Below are 22,999 nucleotides of genomic sequence, written 5' to 3' on the forward strand. Positions count from 1 at the left end.
AATGTAAACGGTTTTCTCAACCGTGTGAAGAACTTTAAACGTAGGCATCAGCCATGGAACCAATTTACGAATACGCCTGGCTAATTCCGGTACTGCCGCTGGCGGGTGCCATGATAGTTGGCTCGGGACTAATTTCCTTTAATAAGGCAACCAATCAACTGAGGAAACCCAGCTCAATTTTCATCGTCTCCCTCTGCGGAGCGGCGATGGTACTGTCTTTTGCCCTTTTCTGGAGCCAGTACCAGGGACACGAACCCTACATTCGCATGATTGAGTGGGCATCGGCGGGAGACTTCCACCTCAGCATGGGCTACACCGTTGATCATCTCGCGGCACTCATGCTCGTCATCGTCACCACGGTGGCATTCCTGGTGATGATCTATACCGATGGCTACATGGCTCATGATCCCAGCTATGTGCGTTTCTATGCCTATTTAAGTTTGTTTACCTCCTCCATGCTGGGGTTGGTGATTAGTCCTAACCTGGTTCAGGTTTACATCTTCTGGGAACTCGTGGGGATGTGTTCCTACCTGTTGATTGGCTTCTGGTATGACCGCAAAGCGGCGGCTGATGCCTGTCAGAAAGCCTTTGTAACCAACCGGGTCGGGGACTTTGGGTTGCTCTTGGGCATTTTAGGGCTTTACTGGGCGACCCGCAGTTTTGACTTTGAAGTGATTGGCGATCGCCTACAGCAACTGGTTGAGTCTGGTGCTTTAAGCGGCGCGCTGGCTGCCCTGCTTGCCATCCTGGTTTTCCTGGGTCCGGTAGCAAAGTCCGCTCAGGTGCCACTGCATGTGTGGCTACCCGATGCGATGGAAGGTCCGACTCCTATCTCGGCGTTGATTCACGCAGCCACCATGGTGGCTGCTGGAGTGTTTCTAATTGCCCGGATGTTTCCGGTGTTTGAGGACATTCCAACCGTGATGACCGTGATTGCCTGGACCGGAACCGCGACTGCTTTTATCGGTGCGACGATCGCCATTACCCAGAACGACATCAAAAAGGGCTTGGCATACTCCACCATGTCTCAACTGGGTTACATGGTCATGGGTATGGGAGTTGGCGGTTATGCTGCCGGGATGTTTCATCTCATGACCCACGCCTACTTCAAAGCCATGCTATTTCTTTGCTCAGGTTCCGTCATTCATGGTATGGAAGGGGTCGTGGGGCACGATCCAGCCTACGCTCAGGACATGCGAATGATGGGCGGCTTGCGAAAGTTCATGCCTATTACTGCCATCACCTTCTTGATTGGCACCCTGGCAATCAGTGGCATCCCTCCCTTTGCCGGGTTTTGGTCTAAGGATGAAATTATTGGTTTAACCTATGAGGCGAACCCAGCCATGTGGTTCATTGCCTGGCTCACCGCAGGGATTACAGCTTTCTATATGTTCCGTATGTATTTCTCGACGTTTGAAGGAACGTTTCGGGGTACCGATGATTCAGTCCGCAAGACCATCAAACTAGAGCAGCTTCAAGACATGGGGCTTTCCATGGGTCCAGGGGCGATGAACCGCCAGGAACTGACGATGGACGCAGCCCACGAACACGATACAGGGGATCACGGTTCCCATGGGCATCACCACAGCAGTACTCCCCATGAGTCGCCGCTTGCCATGACTCTGCCGCTGATGTTGCTGGCAGTCCCCTCTATCTTGATTGGTTTGGTTGGAACTCCCTTTGCAAACTACTTTGAGGGTTTCATTCACCCACCGGGAGAAGTGTTTGATCTGGCAGAAGAAGCCGCCCACTTTGATCTGACTGAGTTTCTACTGATGGGAGGTAGCTCCGTTGGGATTTCACTCATCGGAATCACCCTGGCGATCTTGATGTATCTCAGAAAGAAAATTAACCCAGCCGCGATCGCCGCCAGAATTCCCGCCCTTTACCAACTGTCAAAGAACAAATGGTATTTCGATGACATTTACTCTAATGTCTTCGTATTGGGTAGCCGCCGACTGGCACGTCAGGTACTTGAAGTGGACTACAAAGTTGTAGATGGGGTAGTCAACCTGACTGGTTTGGTGACACTGTTAACGAGCGAAGTGCTGAAGTACTTTGAGAACGGTCGCGCCCAGTTCTATGCCCTGATTGTGTTTGCTGCCGTACTCGGCTTGGTTATTGTCTCCGGCATTACTTAAGAAGTTGTTAGTGGTTCGTTGTTCGTTGTTAGAGACCGATACAATTCTTTAGCAACTGATGACTAGAAGCTAACAGCGAATTGCCCGGTCAATTCCTTTGATCACTAACCAACAACAACTAGACGCTGCAATGCTGACTGCTGATTTCCCTTGGCTAACGACGAGCATCCTGTTTCCAATCGCAGCCTCCCTGCTGATTCCTTTTCTACCAGATAAAGACGGCAAAACTGTCCGCTGGTATGCCCTGGTCATTGGACTGATTGATTTTGTCATCCTGATCTACGCTTTTTATACCGGCTACGACACTTCTAGCCCCGATCTGCAACTGGTTGAGAGCTATAACTGGATTCCCCAGCTCGACCTGAAATGGTCCGTTGGTGCAGATGGGCTTTCCATGCCGCTCATTTTGCTAACCGGATTTATCACCACGCTGGCAATTCTGGCAGCATGGCCTGTCACGCTAAAGCCGCGTTTGTTTTATTTTTTAATTCTGGCAATGTACGGCGGTCAGATTGCAGTATTTGCCGTCCAGGACATGCTTCTGTTCTTCCTGGTGTGGGAGTTAGAGCTAATTCCGGTTTATTTACTGCTGGCAATTTGGGGCGGCAAAAAGCGCATGTATGCGGCAACCAAATTCATTCTTTATACAGCCGGTAGCTCTCTGTTCATTCTGGTAGCGGCGCTGGCAATGGCGTTCTATGGAGACACCGTTACCTTCGATATGGGGGCACTAGCGCTGAAGGACTACACGGTTACATTTCAACTTTGGATGTACGCTGCCTTTCTGGTTGCCTATGCCGTAAAGCTGCCTATCATTCCCCTGCACACCTGGTTACCCGATGCCCACGGAGAAGCGACTGCTCCAGTACACATGTTGCTGGCAGGCATTCTGCTGAAGATGGGTGGCTATGCCTTGGTGCGGATGAATGCAGGCATGCTGCCCGATGCCCACGCGGTTTTTGCACCAGCCTTGGTGATTTTGGGAGTAGTTAACATCATCTATGCTGGACTAACCTCCTTTGCCCAGCGAAATTTAAAGCGCAAGATTGCCTACTCTTCTATTTCCCACATGGGGTTCGTGCTGATTGGATTTGCCTCCTTCACTGACCTCGGCTTGAGTGGAGCGCTGTTGCAAATGGTTTCCCACGGTTTGATTGGGGCAAGCCTTTTCTTCCTGGTCGGGGCAACCTATGACCGCACTCACACTCTGATGCTGGATGAGATGGGCGGCGTTGGGCAGAAGATGAAGAAAATCTTTGCCATGTGGACGGTTTGTTCAATGGCATCTCTGGCACTTCCGGGAATGAGTGGTTTTGTGGCAGAACTGATGGTATTTGTTGGTTTCGCTCAAAGCGATGCCTATAGCCCCACGTTCAAAGTAATTGTGATTGTCTTAGCCGCCGTTGGAGTTATCCTGACACCCATTTATCTGCTATCCAATCTGCGGGAAATTTTTTATGGACCCGAAAATAAAGACCTCACTTCCCATGAAGTGCTTGTGGATGCAGAACCCCGTGAGATCTTTATCATTGGTTCGTTGTTGATCCCAATTATCGGATTTGGATTTTATCCAAAGCTACTGACCCAAATTTATGATGCGAAAACAGTCGCTTTAACGGAGCGATTGCGTAACAGCCTTCCTAGCCTTGATCAACCTGCACCAGCAAAACCCGTTGCGATGCAAACCTTAAATCTAGAGTCACTAAAAGCGCCTTCAATTCAGTAAGGGGCTATCTTGTTTGCTTTATGATCCCTGGCTTCTTTGAAGAGGTCAGGGATATTCAGTATAAAATAGCTCGGAATTGAGAGGGAATTTTATGCCTGAGCCGATATTAGAAGACCGGGACTATACGGTCATTGTGGCGAAGACTGTACCCAGTGTAACCATTACACCACCCGGGTTTGGCGATCGCTGGAACGCTGCTCATGATGCGATCATTGCCCTAACCCAACGCTGTGAGGCACTGGATCCGGATGGCATTACAATTTACATCTCCTCAAAAGACTACCCTCAAGGTGCCTTCAAACCCTACCGACAGGTCAACTCTGAGCAACTGGGGCAAATCTTTAATGAAAATTACCCACCAGAGGCGCTTAACTTGCTAGAAGGCTTGCAAGCTGCCCTGGATGACTACTTTGCCCGCAAAGCTGGCAACCAGACGAAACCGAATGGCGAGATTATCGTTGTGCTGATTGATGGGGAACCGAGCGATCGCATGGCAATTGTCAAAACCATTGTCGATGCAACCCAAAAAATGGACTCTGACCACGAGTTGGGCATTGGCTTTGCTCAGGTTGGAGACGACATCATTACCAGGGGGTTTCTGGAATCCCTGGATGAAAATTTACGCCAATCCGCAGGTGCCCAGTTTGACATAGTTACGACCCGACCGCTGGAAGAAATTCAGCCCCACACCCTTACCGATTTCCTACTCGATGTGATTCGAGATTAACTCACAAGATTAATCCGGTCCGGGCTGAGGCAGAATACCTTAATCGTCACTAGTGTTCCGTCAGGAAAATTTTGATGGGTCTGCAACCCATCAAAATTTAATCCTCACTACCTTCCTGGGTATTCACTACCTGTCAAATTTAATTTGAAACTGCACTAGAACTCACGGACGGAAATTACGCTGACCTAAGCCGCACTCCGTACTAGCTGAACAAAGGGTGCCAAAACTTATGCCGCAGTCTGCCAGGTGTTTTTCATTAAGTAATTAATTTGTTGCACTTTTAAAAGCCTCAAGTATAATCACAGCAATCATTGTGAGGTTCTTAGATGAATAAAGGCGAACTCGTCGATCAAATCGCTGCCAAAGCCAACGTCACCAAGAAAGATGCTGACCTTGTGTTGACAGCCATGCTCGAAGTCATTCTGGAAACGGTCGCCAGCGGAGATAAGGTTACGCTGGTTGGGTTTGGCACCTTTGAAGCAAGAGACCGTCAGGCACGGGAAGGACGCAATCCCTCCACCGGCAAACCCATCAAAATTCCTGCAACCAGAGTGCCCGCATTTAGCGCTGGCAAATTGTTTAAGGAAAAAGTGCTGGAGTCAAAGAAATAGTCGTTTCTACTGACTAGTTTGGGTATTGGTCTGGCTAAACGTGTTTCCTTTGGGAGGGAACACCATTTCTCTCACCTGTCCAATGGAACCCAGTTTTGTTTTCTCACCTTGATTGTAAGTTACATAAACCGCTCCAGCATTACCAGAAATCAATACCAGTTCATTTTGGGCTGTCCAGCTTTGCTGAGTGCCCTGTCTCAGAGTGCCTTCAAATTCAGTCTTGCCATCAACAACTATCTCCATCCAGGAGTCACCGTCTTTCAAGTCGATCACAACCTGGATCGGTGAGTTGCTTGATGAAGCTTGTGTTTGGGGCACTTCGGGTAAAGGGGAGGGAGTTGCCTGAGCTTGTGGGGTCGATGGGGAAGAGGGTACAGCCTTGGGGGATTGATTGGCTGCGATCGCCTCTGTCTGTTTATCCTGAGAGGGGTTTCTGTTTAGAGATCGAAAAAGCCCAAACCCTCCCACTGCCAGCACAAGGATGGCAACCGAGCCAGCCAGCACATAGGGGGTATAGGACATAGGCAAACCGCTAGTACGGGTGTTGGCGGGAGTCCGAAGAGGGCTGGGTGGGTTGATCGGTGTCGGCTCCTTGGCAGGATCTTCTAAAGGAAGAGCATTGCTTTTGCGTTCCGGTGGGATGGCTGACGGCTCAGTTGTTGGCGGTTCTACCGGAAAGTTTTTTGCCAGTGCCATCCCTTCGAACCCAAGCGAATCAGCATAGCGACGAATGAACCCCTGCACAAAGACGGGTTCTGGCAGACGCTCTATCTGACCTTCATCGAGAGCTTGGAGCAACCGTAATGGAATGAACGTTTTAATGGCGATTTCCTCCAGCGAGATAGCTCGTTTTTCCCGTTCTTCACGCAGGTAATCGGCTATCTGCATCAGTTTCTCGATTTGACTGCTACTTAATCCTTTCATCTGCCTTCCTGCCGTCTTAAAGGCTCTACTTTAACTGCAACGAGAGTATTTCACTGCCGCTTTACTGGTTACTGCAATGCTATAGATTCTCGCACCGTCAGTATCATAGGGAAAGGCGTGAAGATATGTAAAGCCATTGACCTTTAGATTTGAAAAGGTCAGGGAGTTGGTAATTGAATGCGCTTGTTCTGCCCTTGACTGCGTCTGGTAATTCCTGCCATGCTCTGTGCCAGCAGTTCAAGCGTTGTATTACCTCAAGAAGCTACTAATCAGCCAAAGAACAAAAAAGGTTACGGTCAGGTTGAACGCCTCTAATTCAATCCCCAGTCCTTTCAGGGGAGCCTGGAGGACGATCATCAAACCATACCCCACTGCCAGACCCAGCACCATACCCACCAGCGAGAGCAACACGGCTCTCCCAAACTTGCGCTCTTTGCGAAATAGAAAGTAAAAACTGGAGCCAACTCCCAGGACTAGAGCCACCTGAGCCGTCTGTTGAAGGCTGTCACCAGGCACAAAGAGAACTAGTGCTGAGAGGGTTGCCAGGATCCCAGCTGGCAACAAAATATCCACACGGGAAGGGGTATCGATCAATCGTTGCAACCAACCAGAACCAGCGGGCGGCTGGATTGGTGCTGGACTGGGAGCCGCCTGAACCACTTTTTCGGGAAACCGGATTCGATCCGGCACCTTGATTTTGCCCTCCTGCCGTAGTCGCAGACGATCCATTAAGACGGCATCGTAGGCAGCCTCAATCTGCTCAAGTTGCTTGCGATCGCCTTGATGTTCTGTAAACAGACGATTTCGAGCATTTTGAATGTCTTCGAAGCTAGAAGCTTCTGTTACCCCAAGCTGTTCGTAAGGATTTTGACCATTCATTGCCGGTTACTCCACCTTATCTACCAAGCTAACTTAGTCTGCTACCTGTTCACAAGCCATTGTAGGGAAACCAAACAATTGTTGAGATAGGTTTGGGCAACCTGGGGCATACTATTGCTGATACCAGGATTTATTCTCTGTATGATGATAACTATTTGGAGTCCGATGTCACCATCGCGGAGAATGGTTTTGATCGAGCAACTCGCTGACAATTGTCTAGAATATTGGATACTTAACTGACCTGATTCTTTTGCGGTGCAATTTCTGCTGAACATTCGGTTTCCCAAGTCAACTGTTCACCGTTCCTCCTCCTAAACGCAAGGTTATGGCTATGGCTCCTGCCAAGATTCTTGTAGTTGATGACGATCCTGCTATCCGAAATTTGATCTATCGCTTCCTGACTAAGCAAAACTATCAAATGGAGTCTGCTGAAGACGGCAAGACTGCGATGGTAGTCTTTGAGCAGTTTAATCCTGACCTGGTCATCCTGGATGTCAATCTGCCTGATGCCAATGGCTATAACCTCTGTAAAGAAATGCAGGAACGTACCGGCGTTTTTGTATTAATGCTGACTAGTCGTACGGATGAGGCTGACAAAATCAAAGGCTTTTCTCAGGGAGCAGATGATTACATTACAAAGCCTTTTAGCCTGGGTGAGCTGGGGGTCCGGGTCGGAGCTATCTTGAAGCGGCAGCGTATTGTGACTACGGCTGAACAACAATGCCTGCAATTTGACAAACTGGCAATTGATCCGGTTCGGCGCGAAGTTAAACTGAATAGTGATATTGTGCCCCTGACGGCATTGGAGTTTGACCTGCTGCACTTTTTGGCAAGTCATCCAGGTCGGGTGTGGCGACGAGCCGAACTAATTCAGGAAGTATGGGATTATGAGTATGTCGGTGACCAGCGCGTGGTGGATGTTCATATCGGGCAAATTCGCAAGAAAATTGAGATTGATACCAGCCAGCCAGCCCTGATCCAGACCGTTCGAGGGGTAGGATATAAGTTTGAAGCTCCCAGTAATGTAAAGCAGGAGTCCGCTTCTTGATGCGGGTGAATGGATAGGATGGCTATGGACTCTAATAAAAAAATTCTTGTTGTTGAAGACGACCCGGCAATCCGAAATCTAATTTGCCGATTTTTGGGTACTAAACAAAGTTACCAGTTACAGGCGGCTGAGGATGGTAAGAGCGCAATGACGCTCTTTAAACAGTTTGACCCTGATCTGGTCATTCTAGACATTAACCTGCCAGATGTGAATGGTTCTCAGCTTTGCCGGGACATGCAAGATAGTACCAACGTGTGTGTTCTGATGCTGACCAGCCAGACCGATCAAACCATTCGGCTGCGATCGCTCTCCCAGGGGGCAGATGATTACATGACGAAGCCCTTTGACCTGGAGGAACTGGCCGTTCGGGTAGAAGTAATTTTGAGGCGAATTCGCGATCGCAAGTCTTTAGAACAAAAATCCCTTGTGTTTGGCAGATTGGAGATCGACCCGGTACGCTATGAAGCCAAGCTGAACGATGACTTGATAGACCTCACAGCACTGGAATTTAAGCTGCTCTATTTCCTGGCAAGCCATCCTGGTCGGGTATGGACCAGAGCTGAACTGATTCAAGGCGTTTGGGAGCACGAATTTATTGGTGACCCGCGAGTGGTGGATGTCCACATTGGGCAAATTCGTCGCAAGATTGAGACCGATACCAGCCAACCGATGCTGATTCATACGGTTCGCGGGGTTGGTTACAAGTTTGAGGCGGCACCACCACCGCAGGATGGAAGTGCTTAGGGCGAGTGAAAAATTGAGAGTGAAGAAATCCAATATTTCTAACTCAAAACTCTCAACTACCCCACTACCAGGTTGGATCGCTGTAGAGGTTGATCGTAAGGTGCGATCGCCCAGGTGGGACGGCATTGATGCAGCTACAAATCGACTCTTCCCCGTCAATCTCGACTTCGCAAGCATGACAGGAACCCATCAGGCATCCAGTAGGGATCCTAATACCGGCACGGGCAGCCACTTGTAATAAGGGTTCTCCAGGCTCGGCTTCAATGGTTACATCATCAGGCAGGAAGTGAATACAGACACTCATAATGGAATTCTAAAGAATATCTAAACGGAAAGAGCTTTTTGATACTTACCCTTTACTGTATGAATCAAGGACAAACGGGTACGTTGCACCGAAAGGGTTAGGGATAATAAGCGCGCCAGAGTATTCAGGTGCGCTTATTTTGTTTTTTCTGGAACAAAAGCAAGCATTTTTCTGCAAACCATCTCAAAAACCCTATCACCATTGAATCTCATATAGCACTCCTAAATTAGGTCCGAGAAGCAGAGGCTTTGTGAGAAGTGTTCCCCTTGGGATCCCCTTTCTCACAATCCAAATAAGAACGCTATAAGCTACCCTATGCTTCAGTTTAGCTTTAATAAAATCAAAGCCTTCCCAGAGGATATGGCTTGGGTTCTGCTACCAGGCTTATTGAAGTTAAGCGATTTGACTTCAAATCAGTCTCTATCTAAGCGCAAGAGTCGGATTTCGCCCAAAATTGAGCGATCGCCTTCCTGAATTTGTCAGTCGTAAGTGAATCTATCTTGGGATGATGATGGTCAAGCCGCTATCTCCCTGTGTTTCCTGGAATGCCCCCTCACGACAACACGCTATCAATTCGGATGCACTATGGGTCATATTCATATTCTGCGCGACTTCTACTCTCCCGGTGAACGCATCAACCGCACTGTTCGGATTTATACCCCCGATGCCTACGACCATAACCCCAACCAGCAGTTCCCAGTTCTATATATGTTTGATGGACAAAACATTTTTGCCCATCCAGAATCTGCCGTATATGATACCTGGTGTGCTAATTGGGCAATGGATAAGCTTGCCTATGAAGGCACCATTCCTCCCTGGATCATTGTTGGGATTGACCATACGAGCGATCGCTTCACTGAATACTCGCCCTGGATTGGTGGGCGCGCCGATCGCACTGCCAAATTTGTTGTTGAAAGTCTCAAACCCTACATCGACAAGACCTACCGCACTCGCCCAGAACAGCAATGGACTGGCGTGATGGGAGCTAGTATGGGCGGGTTGATCACCCTTTACATGGGTAAAGCCTATCCTCAAGTTTTTGGTCGGATTGGTAGCCTCTCTGCTACTTTGATGTGGGGCAAAGGTTTGTTTGGCAAAGGGCAGATGTTTAGTCTGTGGGACCGCAAAAGCGAACAGTGGTCAAAGATTTATATTTATGTGGGTGGATCCGAACAATACTCCTTCAATGGCGTTTGGTTAGACTATCCCCCTATCAATCGTGATTTTTACGAACATCTGAAAAAACTGGGTTACCACGGTCACGAATTGCAATTTGAACTCGCAGACGGTGAACCTCACCACGAAACTGCATGGCAACGGCAGCTTCCCGATATCATGCGCTGGTTGTTGATTGATGCCTAAAGTGTAGGCGAATAAATGGGCAAATCAATCAATAAATTCAAGCTCTGGGATTTCTCAAAAGAAGTCCCAGAGCTAAAGTTTTCATTCGACTTAACCACTCAACCACCCATTACCTAAACCATTCCTTTCAGGAGCCAATCAAGCGGTACCGAGTATTTCTCTCAGCATTTTCTGGACAATCTGTAAGCCAGTGTAGGTTTGAGCCAGAAAGCAGCCAAGCACCAAACTGGTAAACGTAATGTGTAACAGCCTTGCCCATTCCTTACCTTGCTGCATTAAGGGTGCAAAAGCAGCAGCAAAAGCAGCAAAGCAAAGGGTGCTTAACCCAACAACGAGATGGGAACTGAAAAAGAGCTTGTGGTAAAGCACATAGGTCGCGGCGATGCCACCCACCGAACCAATAACCCAAATGGCTAACAGAATTGAACCAACCTGAAAGTGCTTCTGGTTGTACTTTCCCTTGATCAGTTGCTTTCGGGTTTCGGCATCGGTGTTCCGCGTTCTTCTGGCTAAAACTCCAAGATAAAGAGCATAAAGCGCTCCAGCCAATGCTCCTAGCATCAGGATCGGGTGAGTGAACGCAATAAGTGACTCTACAATTGGTGAAAACTCAGTATTCATAGGCGTTGAGGATACAAACGAATAGGTAAAGAAAGGGGTTAGGGAGAGTGGTCAGTGACGCGCTAATAGACTGGGGCGTAAGGTTGGCAACCCCTGTAAAAATCAGGTTTTAGGTGTCAGGTGTTAGGGGTTAGGAATGGTAGACAGATTGACGCAAGCTCTCGTAAGCCCTCGGCAGGCTACACTAACGGTTTGCTCAGAATGACACTGTGTTTGGATGTTATTTACAGCCGTTTCCGGTTGTCTAAGCCACACACTCACCCATTCACCCATTTACTCATCCACACGCAATTGTGGTTTACTCATCTGAAAATCGCTGTAATTCTCATTCCTTACTCTGCGGTTGGTTGAAACTTGGTTTGCATCATTTTCATCTTCGCTGTGATTTTTGCAACAATATCTGCCGGTGAGGGCATAAACTCATTTTTGCTGGCACCTGCTGCAAACTCTCCAGCTTTTTCCTGCCCTGCCTTCATTCCGGCACTGATCTTTTCACCAATCTCCTCTGGGGTTGGCATAAACATTTCTTTCTTCTTCATAAAGAGCTGTTTTTTTTGATCTGGAGTTAAGGAAGCAAAAGCATCTTTCTTAGGCAGAGATTTCAGCAGAGTTCCCAATTGAGATTTCTGATCCGGCGTGAGCGTGAGTGACTTAAATGCTTTACGGAAACTGGTTCCATCTGCGATCGCAGATTTGAACTGGTCACGCTGCTCAGCGGTCAAAATACTTTCTAATTGAGGCAGTACCTCAGCCTCTAGTTTCTTAATAAAATCCACTGTGCCTTCGACTGCTTCTGCAATCGGTAAACCCGGAAATGAAACCATGCCCAAAGGTTGCGCCTGGACTGGATTTGCAGAAAACCAGTTTAGCAGAACCATCAAACAGGCAAAAGCCGAAACAAACAAGCGTTTCATGGGAATATTCTCCTAGTTGTGAATGCGCTTCTAATGAGTTGAGCTTTGGAAACCAAATTAGTGATTGGTTCTCATCGTCAAAATCGTTCAATAATTGGCTGGCGGTCACTCAATTACGAACGACTAACAACCCATTGAAGACTTCCGATTGTGCTGAACGTAAGCTGCGATCGCCAGTCCTGAAACAATCACCAAGGGAAACATCAGGCTCCACCAGGTTTCTGAAACCAGAATAAAGTAGGCTGCCCCAAACCCGCCCAAAGCAAAACCTGCAATCACTGGAAAAAAGCGGCTTAGGCGCTCAAGGGCTTCTTCAGCTTCAGCCACTGGATCTGGCATCGTCTCTGATGGTTGGGCGAGTTTCGCACTCACATACTGCACCAGATCAATCGTAAGTTGTGTGGTATTTCCGGTCATGACTGTAGTGGGAATATAGCTCTTGAATACTCCCTTTGACTCCTTCATCAAAGCATTCTGAATTGCCATTGCGACAACGCCCGCCATGCCGATTGGCAATATGTACTCCTCCTGCACATCCAGAAACAAAGCTGGTGACAGGGTGATCCCAATCACCAGAAAGACCCCCAGCGCGATCGCTTCAGCCGTTAGAAGCACAGCAAAAACAGACCACTTTTTGCCACGGGCATAACGTGCCAGTAGAGAGGTGAGGGCAACTGCCACCATAAAAGTAGGAAGCATCAACAGACGAGTAATGGTGGTTTCTGTATCAGAACTGACAAACGAGGAACCGGCTAAAGCAATGTTGCCAGTGACATGAGCTGTAAATATGCCAAATAGAATGATGAACGCAGAGGTATCAACAAACCCTGCTACCCAGCTCAACAAGAAGCCTGCGGGTCCGTCGCTAGTTAGGAAAGCACTTAAGCTAAATGGTGCATCTGTACGGGTACTGACCGCCATTGCCGCTCCTTATTTAGAAGAATTTAAAGGCTGCAATATGTTGCATTGATGCGATAGGGTAGCAAATGCAACCCATCGGGGTAGTAACAAATGTCACCAGCTTCTTTCGCGCTTTAGGCAAGCGATCGCAGGATGGTGGCTAAAGCTCCATAGCGAAGCATTTCTCTCTCTGGTCTGGCTCAATCGGCTTCCTCTGATTCCGCCGTCGCTTCCGCTTTAGCTTCTTCCTTTGCTTTCTTTGCTTCAGCTTTTGCCTCAGACTTGGCGGCTTCTATCTCCTCCGCTTCTGCTTTGGCTTTGGCTTTGGCTTCTTCCTTTGTTTTCTTTGCTTCAGCCTTTGCCTGTGCCTTTGCTTCCTCTTCCGCCTTTTCTTCCGCCTCTTCCTTCGCTTTCGCTTCTGCCTTGGCTTTCTTCGCCTCAGCTTTCGCGGCTTCTTTTAACTTCTTAGCTTCCGCTTTGGCGGCTTCCTTCGCTGCTTTGGCTTCCGCTTTGGCTGCCTTCGCTGCTGCTTTTGCTTCGGCATCTGCATCTACCAGGATGCTCTCCACAGCATCAGTGGCTGCGCTAATATCTGCAATCACAGCAGTCGGTCGGGTGTTTCCAGCAGGGATATTGACCAGGGTAGACATCCCCAAAGAAGGCAACTGAGTTGCTTTATCTGCCTGGGCAACACCGGGAAAACCAACCAAAACACCTAGAACCAAGGCAACTGAAAGAGTTAGCCATTTGGCTTGTTGAATAAGAAATTTGAGCATTATTAGGTAACCCCCTCTTTTTTTGTTAGGTACTCAGTAGACTGGCTATGCAGCCGTCTTAGAAACATCTTGGAACTAAGGTGACTGTTATCCCAGTTCCAAAATTCAAAATATTGCAAACCATTTACGCGCCCGTGACATACCAGTTATCTGCCAACAAGCTTTACTGATTAAACAGGCGAAAACTGATGAAATTGGTATTTCCAGCTACCAATTGAGTACGGTTATCCGCAGTTATGTCTTCAGCTCAGCAATTCCATAGGGTAGAGATCAAGTTGCTCTCTCGATAAAAATGCATACAATTCAGTAAGTTATCGTATACAAGATTTCTTGTATTGGCAAGGAATTTGTTTTTATTTTGTGATTTTGGCGATCGCCCCCTCCTGCACAGGATCAGGATGATGCGCCATTGGGTCTGATCTCTAATGTTGTCTTGGGGTAAAGGTGTGAATAGATGCCAGGGTTGTAAATTTCATACTCTGGTTGTGCAGCCAGGGAAGAGCGTTGCTTTTACAGAGGACGATTTGTTCTTTACGTTACAACACAGAAATTTCTTAGACCTATCCTAACTAAATGGATCGCCAGAGATTGAATGCATACAGATCGTCTGTCTGTTATCGGTTGATAGCAAATGCGGGGCTGGCAAAGTAGAAAACACCGTAGGTCAAAACAGAGTAGGTTGGGAGAGTAACATGACGCAGATAAATAATGAGATAGCGCTGGAAGAGCTAGAGGAGGCTAGTGAACCTCAGTTTAAATCAGAACTTATATATGGCTTAAATGACAAACCCCCAGTAGCTGAATCTTTTTTTGTAGCGTTTCAGCATGTGCTGGCTGCTTTTGTAGGCATCATCACTCCACCGCTAATCATAGCCAGCAGTTTGGGGCTAGATCCGGCTAATACAAGTTACATCATTAGCATGTCACTTTTTGCGTCCGGTCTTTGCACATTCATCCAATGCAAAAAGATTGGTCCCGTTGGGTCGGGTTTGTTGAGCCTTCAAGGGACTAGTTTTGCATTTCTGGGTCCTATCATTGGGGTTGGAACCGTTGCTATTGGAGGAGGGGCAACTCCTGAACAAGCACTGGCACTCATTTTTGGGGTCTGTTTCTTTGGTTCCTTTGTCGAAATCATCTTGAGCCGTTTTCTGCATTTGATGAGCAAGATCATTACTCCAGTTGTATCTGGCACAGTGGTAATGATCATTGGTCTCAGCTTGATTCGGACAGGTGTGGTTAGCATGGCGGGCGGACCCAGGGCACTGGCAGCCAATGACGGGTCATTTGGCAGTGTTCAAAACCTTGCATTGGGAGGATCGGTTCTGCTAATTGTTGTTTTGCTGACCGTTTCCAGTAATCGCTATCTGAGGATGGGCGCGATCGCGATCGGTTTGGGTATCGGTTACCTCGTTTCTATGTTCCTTGGACTTGTCAACTTTAGTGCTTTGAATAGTCTGCCGATTGTGAGGGTTCCCATTCCCTTCCGTTATGGCATGAGTTTTGATTTCACCGCCTTTCTGCCGTTCATTCTGCTCTATGTTTTAACGGCAATTGAAACAGTGGGCGACTTAACGGCTACATCGGCTGTTTCAGGAGAGCCTGTGAAGGGAGGGATTTATATTCGCCGCATTAAAGGAGGAGTATTAGGCGATGGTGTGAACTCGTTGATTGCTGCGGTGTTAAACACCTTTCCCAACACTACCTTTAGCCAGAATAACGGAGTGATTCAAATGACAGGGGTTGGTAGTCGCTACGTCGGCTTTTATGTGGCAGGCATCTTTGCCGTCCTCGGTCTAGTACCCATTGTGGGTGGCGTGTTCCAGGCAATGCCTCAACCTGTCTTGGGAGGGGCTACCACAGTCATGTTTGGCTCCATTGCAGTGGCAGGGCTAAGTATTGTGGCTTCGACCCATCTCGATCGCCGTTCCATGATTATTGTTGCCGTTTCCCTGGCAATGGGGTTGGGTGTCGTTTATGCCCCTGAAATCCTCGCCAATAAGCCGCCCATTTTCAACAGCCTGTTTGGCTCCAGCATTTCAACCGGAGGTCTAACAGCCATTCTGTTGAGCTGGCTGCTACCTCATGGCACAAGCCCTCAACCCGTCAAAATGGAAGCGGTGGAACCCGCTGAAAGTTAACTGTTGATTCAGCCGATTCAGAGATGCGGGGGGCTTTGGCTCTTCGCATCTTCAGTTATCCAGTGAGTATTGGCTGAGTTCAAGGTCGGTTACGCCTTTGTCCTCAGTCTTCAAACTATTTAATTTATTTCATTTTTCTAATTTTTAAGATCTCGTTATTTATTTAATTTTCTCCTCAGTTTTTCCATCCCTCAATCCGGAATTTCTGATTCCCAAATATCCTTTCCCTATTACCCATCCATGAATCCAGATTTCTTAATTCCCTTCCATCTCTTACCGATTCCCCTTCTGGCAACTACCGAAGCAGAGAGTAGCTCCATTGTTCTGGCTGGAGTACTACTTAGTCTGGCGGTGATTTATCTGGCAAGTAAGCTGGGAGGCGAAATTTGCTCCCGAATCAATTTACCGCCCGTGCTGGGTGAACTCATCTGCGGTGTGCTGGTGGGAATTTCTGCGTTGCACTTGCTGGTTCTCAATGACATTGGAGAAGCCGGAAGTAACTCCGTGATCATGAATCTGCTGCAAGCGACCGCCCATATGGACCCGGTAACGTTCTCCCATGTCTTTCAATCCCAGAGGGAAGTAATATCCGTCCTGGCAGAAATGGGCGTAGTCGTTCTGCTCTTTGAGATTGGCTTAGAGTCTGATTTGAAGGAACTGCTACGGGTTGGCATTCAGTCTACGGTGGTCGCGGTGATTGGGGTTGTGACTCCTCTCGTTCTAGGTACCGCTGGACTCATGCTGTTGTTTGGAATTCCGGCAGTGCCCGCTGTCTTTGCGGGAGCAGCCCTCACGGCTACTAGCATTGGCATCACGGCTAAAGTACTAGCGGAAATGCAGCGGCTCAATACCCGCGAGGGGCAAATTATTGTCGGTGCTGCTGTGATTGATGATGTGCTGGGCATCATTGTGCTGGCAGTGGTTGCTGGACTGGCGCGGGATGGACAGGTGGTTGTCCGTGATGTGGTTTATTTAATTTTCAGTGCGGCAGCGTTTTTTATTGGTGCCATTTGGGTTGGGCGTTTACTCAACCCTTTTTTCGTCCAACTGGTTAACCAGATGAAGACGCGGGGACAGGTGTTGCTGTCTGCCCTATTTTTTGCGCTGATTTTGTCCTACATCTCGGCAACGATTCATCTAGAGGCAATTTTAGGCGCATTTGCAGCAGGATTGGTATTGGCAGAAACCGAAAAGCGGGAGGAATTACAGAAACAGGTGGCTCCCGTTGCCGATGTTCTGATGCCTGTTTTCTTTGTCGTGGTGGGTGCCCGGACTGATATTAGTGTGCTGAATCCGTTCGTCCCAGAGAATTGGGAGGGGCTGATTATGGCTTCATTTCTGATTTTGATTGCGATCGCCGGTAAAGTTGTGACCGGATTTGGCGTATTTGGTCAACCAGGGATTAACCGACTGGCGATCGGCGTTGGCATGGTGCCACGGGGCGAAGTGGGGTTGGTATTTGCAGCGATCGGAGATGCTACAGGAGCGTTAAGCGAATCATTGAGTGCTGCCATCATCGTCATGGTCATTTTAACCACCTTTCTGGCTCCACCTATGCTGCGCTGGACATTTGCTATCCCAGATAGCTCTGATGAACTTACCACGGTCTCTAGCCTTAACGGCAGCACTGCCGAACCTGTTTTAGTCGAGTCAGAATTGCAACCAGAATTGGTCGAGTCTGAAACCCAATAGGTTTAGCACGGATATCTACCGATCCTTTTTACCAAAGCCCCTGGAATCTTTGAGATTTCGGGGGCTTGAGATATATATTTAACACCCAGTTTCATATGCAAACCATGACAATACTCTGGGATTCAGGGCTTCACCTTCTGAATGGATTTAGAATAGTATCGTAAGACACAGAAATAACGCGAACGTTATTGAAGGAGGTTAATGATGAAATTCTTGAATCGCCAGCTTGCAACTCAGGAGCAATTGAGAAGCCAGGGACAAGCGGAAATGCCTGATGACGTAGAGTTATCCAGTCATGGGGAGCCAGAAGGACGTATTCATCCTAACTACCGTCATTGGAACTGGTTTAAACCTGGGCATCAGCGTGCCCAATAAATTACATATTTCTCAATCACCGCGAAGAAGACGTATAGAACTGTCCCCATCACTGCCAGCACCATCAAGCCTGCAAAACCCAATGGCACATCGAAGTTTGAACTGGCACTGACAATCAGGTATCCAATTCCTCGGTTAGATGCCACCGTCTCAGAAATGACGGCTCCAACAAACGCCAATGAGATAGCAACTTTCAGTGATGCAAAAATGTAGGGCAGGGTATGGGGAAATCCTACTTTCTGAAACACTTCCACTTGGGTTGCCCCCAGCGATCGCATCACGTCTTTCATTTCTGGCTCAACCGTATCCAGACCTAAGGCAACGTTAACAGCGATCGGAAAGAATGCCAGTAGAAATGCTGTCAGGATTGCAGGTACCGTCCCGATCCCAAACCAAAGGGCAAATAATGGCACCAAGGCTACTTTAGGCACCGTGTTGAAACCGACCAGAATTGGATAAAGAACTACATAAGCAATTCGTGAATAACCAATTAAAAACCCTAGTACAACTCCCGCCACAATTGCCAGAACAAACCCTCCTAATGTCGTGAACAGGGTTTGGGCAGAGTTTTCAATCAGTGCCTGTTGTTTATCCACTGCCGCCTGTATGATGGCACTAGGTGCTGGTAAGTTGTAGGCTGGAATCTTTAAGATTTGGACCGCCAGTTCCCATAAAATAAATAGCAAAACTGTAGCAGCCAGTGGTAAAACGATGCTGGCAGTTTTTGTCCGAGCAAACTTTTCCAGATCAATCATAAATTATCCTATAAAGCTTTAAAGCGTTGCAGAGAGCGAGGCATCCCCCTCTTTCAATTGCGATGAATATGTCTACGCAGATCCGCAACCAGATGATTAAACTCATCAGACAGCAACATCTCAAGCGTGGTGGGACGGGGCAAATTCACCTTGAGTTTGTAAACGATCGAACTGGGGCGAGGTCCCATAACGTAGACCGTGTCAGAAAGGAAGACCGCTTCTCGCAAATCATGGGTAATGAGAATGCAAACGCATTTTACTCGCAGCCATAGTTCTTGTAGCATCATCCACATCTCTTCGCGGGTAAATGCATCCAGCGCACCAAACGGTTCATCCAACAACAGAATTTCTGGTTGATGGATCAGCGCCCGACACAGGGAAGCCCGTTGTTTCATTCCGCCTGACAATTGCCAGGGAAATTGGTTCTGAAAATCTTGTAGTCCAACCGTTGCCAGTAGTTCCTGGGCTGAACGGGTAAATTCTTCCCTGCGCCTGGGATTTCTAAATTCCCGCTTATAGGGTTGCACCACTTCCAGCGGCAGCATCACATTTTTTAATGTGTTTCGCCAGGGCATCATGACCGGATTTTGGAAGGCGATGCCAACATTTTTCATAGGTTTCGTAATTCGTTGATCTCGAAACCGGATCTCTCCAATCGGGGCAGGGGCTAACCCAGACACCATCCGTAGAATCGAGGTTTTGCCACAGCCGCTCGGTCCCACAAAGGAAACAAACTCTCCTTCTGTGATGGCAAGGGTAATCTCTTCAATAATCTGGCGAACTCCCCCTTTAACAGGATATTCCAGACCGATGCGATCGAATTCTAAAATGGCAGGTTTTTCAACTTTGGCTGACCTATCCAGCGACTGCGGTTGAACCATAACCGCTTACCTCCTTAATTACTTCAATGCGATAGCTTCGATGCGATAGTTGCAAGGCAAACTCACGTTTTCTTCAACGAAAATCATTAAATGTATCCCATAACACGATTTAAGTTCAAAAACTCACGAATGATACTAAGCAATGAAACCGAATACTGAGGCGAAAAAGCCTTAATTGTTATCGCCAGCATCCCAATTACCCAGGGAATCAAAAGTATAGGGGATTACAGTTTTCATTTTTGGCTGTTTACAGTGAGATTCTGGCACGTAGGATCCCAGATTTGATTTGTACACAATTTCTATCCACTGACATTCGCAGCAAGCTGTTACGGACTTAAGCAATATTATGATGAGTAGAATTTGGTTCATCCGTTTGACATCTTTTGCATTAGCTTCCAGCTTGCTGGTTCTGGGTGCCTGCCAATCTCAACCGACGGCAACTACGTCTTCTCCAGAAGCGACCAGTGCAGCCACAACCGCTGATAAAAAAGAAAAACGTGCCGTCAAGGTTAATCCTTCCTGGTTGTTGCAGGGAGATAATGCACCCCTAACGATCGCGATCCAGAATGGTTACTTTGCTAATGAAGGACTGGATGTCACGATTGAGCGGGGATATGGTTCTGCTGATACCATCACCAAAGTTGCTGCCGGACAGTTTGACATCGGATTTGGCGATCTCTACTCCGTAATTGAATTCAACGCCAAGAACCCCAATGATGCAGTGGTTGCCGTTGCCGTTCCTTACAACCGATCACCCTTTTCTATCGTTACGCTCAAGTCCAGCGGCATTGATCAGCCTAAGAAGTTAGAAGGCAAAAAATTAGGCGCACCCGCCGGAGACGCACCCCGCAAGTTGTGGCCCGTTTTTGCTCAAGAGGTTGGGGTACAACCCGATTCGGTGGAATGGATCACGATGGAACCTAAACTGCGCGAAACTTTTTTGGCAAAGGGTGATGTGGATGCGGTCAGCGGTTTTGTCACATCAGTGGTTCCATCGCTGGCAAAAGCAGGTAAAAGCCTGGATGATCTCAACATTTTCTACTACAGCGAAAATGGGTTAGAACTTTATGGCAACGCCATTTTGGTCAAGAAGTCCTTTTTGGAACAGAATCCAGAACTGGTGCGGGGGTTTTTGAGAGCTTATTTCAAGGGACTGCAAGAGACCTTGAAAGACCCAACCGCCGGATTAGACTCTGTTGTGAAGGCGGGTGATTCCTTAATGGATAAGGATTCGGAGCGATTCCGGTTACAGATTGCGATCGACCGACTTTACATCACACCGGAAGTGGAGTCGGTTGGCTTGGGAGGGGTTGATCCAGCCCGGTTAGAGAAAACGGTTGCCCAGGTGGCAAAAGGGTTTAACTTACCAACTCCTCCCATCGATCAAGTGTTCAATGATAGCTTCTTACCGCCGAAGGCAGAACGGGCACTTCCGCCTGCTTCGGAACGGAAACCGCTGTCTTAAGTTGAACGGTTAGCGTTGGTTTCCCAACAGTTTTGCATCAATGCTTGTGGCTTCTGCGTGGCTGTGGGAGGCGATCGCATAGTTTGTCTGTGTGTTGTGCTCAATGGTGTGAGGATGATGAATAAGAATTTTCAGTTGTCAAGTCAGCTTAAGGCTCTTCTGCTGATGACTCCCGCTTTAGCAGGTTTTCTATGCCTATCCACAGCCGGGGGCGCTAGAGGGCTTGAACTTTCTGACCCCAATGTTATTGAACCAATGTTTGGGTCAGATCCTGTGGACTTACATGCTCCAGAAAATTATGCTACTGAAGATATGCCACAAGTAACATCGGTTTCCCAATTAACCGATGTGAGACCTACTGATTGGGCATTCCAGGCATTGCAATCCCTGGTTGAGCGCTATGGCTGTATCGTCGGCTATCCCGATCGCACCTATCGTGGCAATCGCGCCCTCAGTCGGTATGAATTTGCCGCTGGGGTTAACGCCTGTCTCGATCGGATCACTGAGTTAATTAGTGCTGCCACCAGTGACCTGATAAAAAAAGAAGATCTGCTGGCACTACAAAGACTCCAGGAGGAATTTGCAGCAGAACTGGCAGTTTTGCGTGGTAAAGTCGATGCGCTGGAAGTCCGCACTGCCACCCTGGAAGCACAGCAATTCTCTACGACCACCAAACTCTCAGGTAACGTCTGGTTTAATCTAACTGGTGCCTTTCCAACGGGAGACATCCTCGCTGAACGCAGCCGCTTTGCCCCCGGTAGTGCCCTTGCTCCTCCACAGCGGGTCAATGGTGTCCCCACCCGTGTTCTGCGGGATGCGCCCCAAGTCTCACTTAGCTACTACACCTTCCTTAACTTCACCACCTCATTTACCGGAAAAGACTCGCTGGTGACCCAACTGGTGTCAGGTAATGGCAATTCGCCAGCTAACCAACTGGTGTCAGCAGGGTTCTTCAACTCTTGGGGCACCCCCTTCCTGGATCAGACAGGGGTTCCTACCGCAGGTAGCGTTTCTGTGCGGGAGTTGTTTTATGCCTTTCCCGTCGGTAACAACGTGCGGGTTGCGATTGGTCCTCGCCTCAACTTTTATCGCTACTTTGACAACAACCGCTATACCTTCTTCCTCAATGGGGCAACCAGCTTCAACTCTAATGGAAGTACATTGTCAAACGCCGTGGATCGTGGTTCTGGGGCGGTTCTGACCTGGAACATCGCCCAACCTCTAAGGCTGACGGTGGGCTATATGGCAGAGAACACAGAATTTTTGAACCCTGCCATATTTAACACGTCAAACAACCCCAATGATGGCTTGTTCAATAGTTCCAACACGATTTCTGCGGAATTGGCTTATTCACCCACCAAAAATATCAATTTGCGCCTTCACTATACCCGTTCCAGCCTTAAGCCCTATAACGGGTTTATTGGTGGTGCGGTGGGTGAGCCTCTGCCCTATGGTTATGCGGATGACGGATTTGGCGGACGGGTGAGGGATTCTGGAGCCAATACTTTCATCTTTAACTTTGATTGGACGATTACCAGTGGCTTCGGTATTTTTGGGCGCTACTCCTACGGCAACCTGGACATTAACCCGGTCAACCCTGCCCGTTCTGGTGGCGATATCCGGGTGCAGGCTTTTCAGGTCGGTTTGGGCTTCCCTGACCTCGGTAAAAAGGGGGCATTGGGTGTGATTTCATTTGTCATGCCCTATGACTATTTAGGCGGTCGCCGTTTTTTGCTGTCGGGTGGGGGTGATGGCGGCACCCAATACGATCTAGAAGTGTCCTATTTCTACCCCATTACGAACAATATTGCGATCGTGCCTGCATTCTATACGATATGGAATGCTAACAACTTTGACAGTAACCCGACGGTTTTCGTCGGAAATATTCGGACTCAATTCTCCTTCTAGTCTGGCTTTTTCTGGTTTCTGTAGCTCATTCACCCTCGTAAAAAGCCAATTCTTGACTTTTTACGAGGGTACTTTTTTGTCCTTAATCGGGGGTAAATTTCTTACCCT

General features: G+C 48.1%; 22 protein-coding genes. 13 read left to right on the plus strand and 9 right to left on the minus strand.

The window, feature by feature from the left end; genetic code table 11:
• The first annotated feature begins 53 nt into the window (after positions 1-53).
• From AC1S52_RS14665 to AC1S52_RS14680, 4 genes are all read left to right on the plus strand, one after another.
• Positions 54-2,141 (plus strand): NAD(P)H-quinone oxidoreductase subunit 5, encoded by a 2,088-nt coding sequence (locus AC1S52_RS14665; RefSeq protein ID WP_482029766.1) that lies wholly within the window; start codon positions 54-56, stop codon positions 2,139-2,141.
• Positions 2,142-2,271: 130 nt separating this feature from the next.
• Positions 2,272-3,867 (plus strand): NAD(P)H-quinone oxidoreductase subunit 4, encoded by a 1,596-nt coding sequence (locus tag AC1S52_RS14670; RefSeq protein ID WP_482029835.1) that lies wholly within the window; start codon positions 2,272-2,274, stop codon positions 3,865-3,867.
• 91 nt (positions 3,868-3,958) lie between these two features.
• Complete coding sequence (locus AC1S52_RS14675) at positions 3,959-4,594, plus strand: vWA domain-containing protein (protein WP_482029767.1); 636 nt, start codon at positions 3,959-3,961, stop codon at positions 4,592-4,594.
• 326 nt (positions 4,595-4,920) lie between these two features.
• A complete protein-coding gene (locus tag AC1S52_RS14680) occupies positions 4,921-5,205 on the plus strand; it encodes an HU family DNA-binding protein (protein ID WP_482029768.1) in 285 nt (94 codons plus the stop codon).
• A gap of 6 nt (positions 5,206-5,211) precedes the next feature.
• On the opposite strand, the gene AC1S52_RS14685 is transcribed toward AC1S52_RS14680, so the two are convergent.
• A complete protein-coding gene (locus AC1S52_RS14685; protein WP_482029769.1) occupies positions 5,212-6,129 on the minus strand; it encodes a helix-turn-helix domain-containing protein in 918 nt (305 codons plus the stop codon).
• A 249-nt stretch (positions 6,130-6,378) separates the two neighbouring features.
• Positions 6,379-7,008: a CPP1-like family protein gene (locus tag AC1S52_RS14690; RefSeq protein ID WP_482029770.1), complete on the minus strand. Its 630-nt coding sequence runs from the start codon at positions 7,006-7,008 to the stop codon at positions 6,379-6,381.
• Between the two features lie 325 nt (positions 7,009-7,333).
• Here AC1S52_RS14690 and AC1S52_RS14695 point away from each other — a divergent pair, with 325 nt between their 5' ends.
• Together AC1S52_RS14695 and AC1S52_RS14700 are read left to right on the plus strand one after the other, a co-directional pair.
• On the plus strand, positions 7,334-8,056 hold the full coding sequence (locus AC1S52_RS14695) for a response regulator transcription factor (protein WP_482029771.1): 723 nt from the start codon (positions 7,334-7,336) through the stop codon (positions 8,054-8,056).
• 24 nt (positions 8,057-8,080) lie between these two features.
• On the plus strand, positions 8,081-8,800 hold the full coding sequence (locus tag AC1S52_RS14700; RefSeq protein ID WP_482029772.1) for a response regulator transcription factor: 720 nt from the start codon (positions 8,081-8,083) through the stop codon (positions 8,798-8,800).
• Positions 8,801-8,864: 64 nt separating this feature from the next.
• Here the strand turns inward: AC1S52_RS14700 and AC1S52_RS14705 are convergent, their stop codons facing one another.
• Positions 8,865-9,104 carry a 2Fe-2S iron-sulfur cluster-binding protein gene (locus AC1S52_RS14705; protein WP_482029773.1) on the minus strand — a complete coding sequence of 80 codons (240 nt, stop codon included), beginning with the start codon at positions 9,102-9,104 and terminating at the stop codon, positions 8,865-8,867.
• Positions 9,105-9,419: 315 nt separating this feature from the next.
• On the opposite strand from AC1S52_RS14705, the gene AC1S52_RS14710 reads away from it, so the two are divergent.
• Together AC1S52_RS14710 and AC1S52_RS14715 are read left to right on the plus strand one after the other, a co-directional pair.
• The gene (locus AC1S52_RS14710; RefSeq protein ID WP_482029774.1) at positions 9,420-9,578 is read left to right on the plus strand and encodes a hypothetical protein; all 159 of its coding nucleotides are present in this window, start codon (positions 9,420-9,422) and stop codon (positions 9,576-9,578) included.
• Between the two features lie 111 nt (positions 9,579-9,689).
• Positions 9,690-10,466, plus strand: coding sequence for an alpha/beta hydrolase (locus AC1S52_RS14715; protein WP_482029775.1), 777 nt, complete (start codon positions 9,690-9,692; stop codon positions 10,464-10,466).
• A 138-nt stretch (positions 10,467-10,604) separates the two neighbouring features.
• On the opposite strand, the gene AC1S52_RS14720 is transcribed toward AC1S52_RS14715, so the two are convergent.
• The 4 genes from AC1S52_RS14720 to AC1S52_RS14735 form a co-directional block, all read right to left on the minus strand.
• Positions 10,605-11,087 (minus strand): DUF4079 domain-containing protein, encoded by a 483-nt coding sequence (locus tag AC1S52_RS14720; RefSeq protein WP_482029776.1) that lies wholly within the window; start codon positions 11,085-11,087, stop codon positions 10,605-10,607.
• A gap of 332 nt (positions 11,088-11,419) precedes the next feature.
• Entirely contained in the window at positions 11,420-12,001 is a 582-nt protein-coding gene (locus AC1S52_RS14725; RefSeq protein ID WP_482029777.1) for a hypothetical protein, read from the minus strand.
• A gap of 123 nt (positions 12,002-12,124) precedes the next feature.
• Complete coding sequence (locus tag AC1S52_RS14730) at positions 12,125-12,922, minus strand: YoaK family protein (protein WP_482029778.1); 798 nt, start codon at positions 12,920-12,922, stop codon at positions 12,125-12,127.
• Positions 12,923-13,101: 179 nt separating this feature from the next.
• Complete coding sequence (locus AC1S52_RS14735; RefSeq protein ID WP_482029779.1) at positions 13,102-13,677, minus strand: hypothetical protein; 576 nt, start codon at positions 13,675-13,677, stop codon at positions 13,102-13,104.
• Positions 13,678-14,369: 692 nt separating this feature from the next.
• On the opposite strand from AC1S52_RS14735, the gene AC1S52_RS14740 reads away from it, so the two are divergent.
• The 3 genes from AC1S52_RS14740 (at position 14,370) to AC1S52_RS14750 (ending at position 17,882) form a co-directional block, all read left to right on the plus strand.
• Positions 14,370-15,815 carry a uracil-xanthine permease family protein gene (locus AC1S52_RS14740; protein ID WP_482029780.1) on the plus strand — a complete coding sequence of 482 codons (1,446 nt, stop codon included), beginning with the start codon at positions 14,370-14,372 and terminating at the stop codon, positions 15,813-15,815.
• A gap of 240 nt (positions 15,816-16,055) precedes the next feature.
• Positions 16,056-17,507 (plus strand): cation:proton antiporter, encoded by a 1,452-nt coding sequence (locus tag AC1S52_RS14745; RefSeq protein ID WP_482029781.1) that lies wholly within the window; start codon positions 16,056-16,058, stop codon positions 17,505-17,507.
• Positions 17,508-17,711: 204 nt separating this feature from the next.
• Positions 17,712-17,882 (plus strand): hypothetical protein, encoded by a 171-nt coding sequence (locus tag AC1S52_RS14750; protein WP_482029782.1) that lies wholly within the window; start codon positions 17,712-17,714, stop codon positions 17,880-17,882.
• Here the strand turns inward: AC1S52_RS14750 and AC1S52_RS14755 are convergent.
• Positions 17,867-18,637: an ABC transporter permease gene (locus AC1S52_RS14755; protein ID WP_482029783.1), complete on the minus strand. Its 771-nt coding sequence runs from the start codon at positions 18,635-18,637 to the stop codon at positions 17,867-17,869. The genes AC1S52_RS14750 and AC1S52_RS14755 overlap by 16 nt on opposite strands.
• A 53-nt stretch (positions 18,638-18,690) precedes the next feature.
• Positions 18,691-19,518: an ABC transporter ATP-binding protein gene (locus tag AC1S52_RS14760; RefSeq protein WP_482029784.1), complete on the minus strand. Its 828-nt coding sequence runs from the start codon at positions 19,516-19,518 to the stop codon at positions 18,691-18,693.
• A 373-nt stretch (positions 19,519-19,891) separates the two neighbouring features.
• Between AC1S52_RS14760 and AC1S52_RS14765 the strand changes: the two genes are divergently transcribed.
• Both AC1S52_RS14765 and AC1S52_RS14770 read left to right on the plus strand, forming a co-directional pair.
• A complete protein-coding gene (locus AC1S52_RS14765; protein ID WP_482029785.1) occupies positions 19,892-20,983 on the plus strand; it encodes an ABC transporter substrate-binding protein in 1,092 nt (363 codons plus the stop codon).
• A 117-nt stretch (positions 20,984-21,100) separates the two neighbouring features.
• Positions 21,101-22,891 carry an iron uptake porin gene (locus tag AC1S52_RS14770; protein ID WP_482029786.1) on the plus strand — a complete coding sequence of 597 codons (1,791 nt, stop codon included), beginning with the start codon at positions 21,101-21,103 and terminating at the stop codon, positions 22,889-22,891.
• The last annotated feature ends 108 nt before the right edge of the window (positions 22,892-22,999 follow it).

It is taken from the genome of Kovacikia sp. CALU 1929, from assembly GCF_056784235.1.

What these genes read in the sequence shown, in the direction of transcription:
- AC1S52_RS14755 (WP_482029783.1), bottom strand. Translation starts at nt 18,637, where the DNA reads ATGATTGATCTGGAAAAGTTTGCTCGGACAAAAACTGCCAGCATCGTT.
- AC1S52_RS14725 (WP_482029777.1), bottom strand. Translation starts at nt 12,001, where the DNA reads ATGAAACGCTTGTTTGTTTCGGCTTTTGCCTGTTTGATGGTTCTGCTA.
- AC1S52_RS14715 (WP_482029775.1), top strand. Translation starts at nt 9,690, where the DNA reads ATGGGTCATATTCATATTCTGCGCGACTTCTACTCTCCCGGTGAACGC.
- AC1S52_RS14735 (WP_482029779.1), bottom strand. Translation starts at nt 13,677, where the DNA reads ATGCTCAAATTTCTTATTCAACAAGCCAAATGGCTAACTCTTTCAGTT.
- AC1S52_RS14705 (WP_482029773.1), bottom strand. Translation starts at nt 9,104, where the DNA reads ATGAGTGTCTGTATTCACTTCCTGCCTGATGATGTAACCATTGAAGCC.
- AC1S52_RS14665 (WP_482029766.1), top strand. Translation starts at nt 54, where the DNA reads ATGGAACCAATTTACGAATACGCCTGGCTAATTCCGGTACTGCCGCTG.
- AC1S52_RS14680 (WP_482029768.1), top strand. Translation starts at nt 4,921, where the DNA reads ATGAATAAAGGCGAACTCGTCGATCAAATCGCTGCCAAAGCCAACGTC.
- AC1S52_RS14710 (WP_482029774.1), top strand. Translation starts at nt 9,420, where the DNA reads ATGCTTCAGTTTAGCTTTAATAAAATCAAAGCCTTCCCAGAGGATATG.
- AC1S52_RS14685 (WP_482029769.1), bottom strand. Translation starts at nt 6,129, where the DNA reads ATGAAAGGATTAAGTAGCAGTCAAATCGAGAAACTGATGCAGATAGCC.
- AC1S52_RS14670 (WP_482029835.1), top strand. Translation starts at nt 2,272, where the DNA reads ATGCTGACTGCTGATTTCCCTTGGCTAACGACGAGCATCCTGTTTCCA.
- AC1S52_RS14740 (WP_482029780.1), top strand. Translation starts at nt 14,370, where the DNA reads ATGACGCAGATAAATAATGAGATAGCGCTGGAAGAGCTAGAGGAGGCT.
- AC1S52_RS14695 (WP_482029771.1), top strand. Translation starts at nt 7,334, where the DNA reads ATGGCTATGGCTCCTGCCAAGATTCTTGTAGTTGATGACGATCCTGCT.
- AC1S52_RS14770 (WP_482029786.1), top strand. Translation starts at nt 21,101, where the DNA reads ATGAATAAGAATTTTCAGTTGTCAAGTCAGCTTAAGGCTCTTCTGCTG.
- AC1S52_RS14750 (WP_482029782.1), top strand. Translation starts at nt 17,712, where the DNA reads ATGAAATTCTTGAATCGCCAGCTTGCAACTCAGGAGCAATTGAGAAGC.
- AC1S52_RS14690 (WP_482029770.1), bottom strand. Translation starts at nt 7,008, where the DNA reads ATGAATGGTCAAAATCCTTACGAACAGCTTGGGGTAACAGAAGCTTCT.
- AC1S52_RS14700 (WP_482029772.1), top strand. Translation starts at nt 8,081, where the DNA reads ATGGACTCTAATAAAAAAATTCTTGTTGTTGAAGACGACCCGGCAATC.
- AC1S52_RS14730 (WP_482029778.1), bottom strand. Translation starts at nt 12,922, where the DNA reads ATGGCGGTCAGTACCCGTACAGATGCACCATTTAGCTTAAGTGCTTTC.
- AC1S52_RS14760 (WP_482029784.1), bottom strand. Translation starts at nt 19,518, where the DNA reads ATGGTTCAACCGCAGTCGCTGGATAGGTCAGCCAAAGTTGAAAAACCT.
- AC1S52_RS14745 (WP_482029781.1), top strand. Translation starts at nt 16,056, where the DNA reads ATGAATCCAGATTTCTTAATTCCCTTCCATCTCTTACCGATTCCCCTT.
- AC1S52_RS14675 (WP_482029767.1), top strand. Translation starts at nt 3,959, where the DNA reads ATGCCTGAGCCGATATTAGAAGACCGGGACTATACGGTCATTGTGGCG.
- AC1S52_RS14720 (WP_482029776.1), bottom strand. Translation starts at nt 11,087, where the DNA reads ATGAATACTGAGTTTTCACCAATTGTAGAGTCACTTATTGCGTTCACT.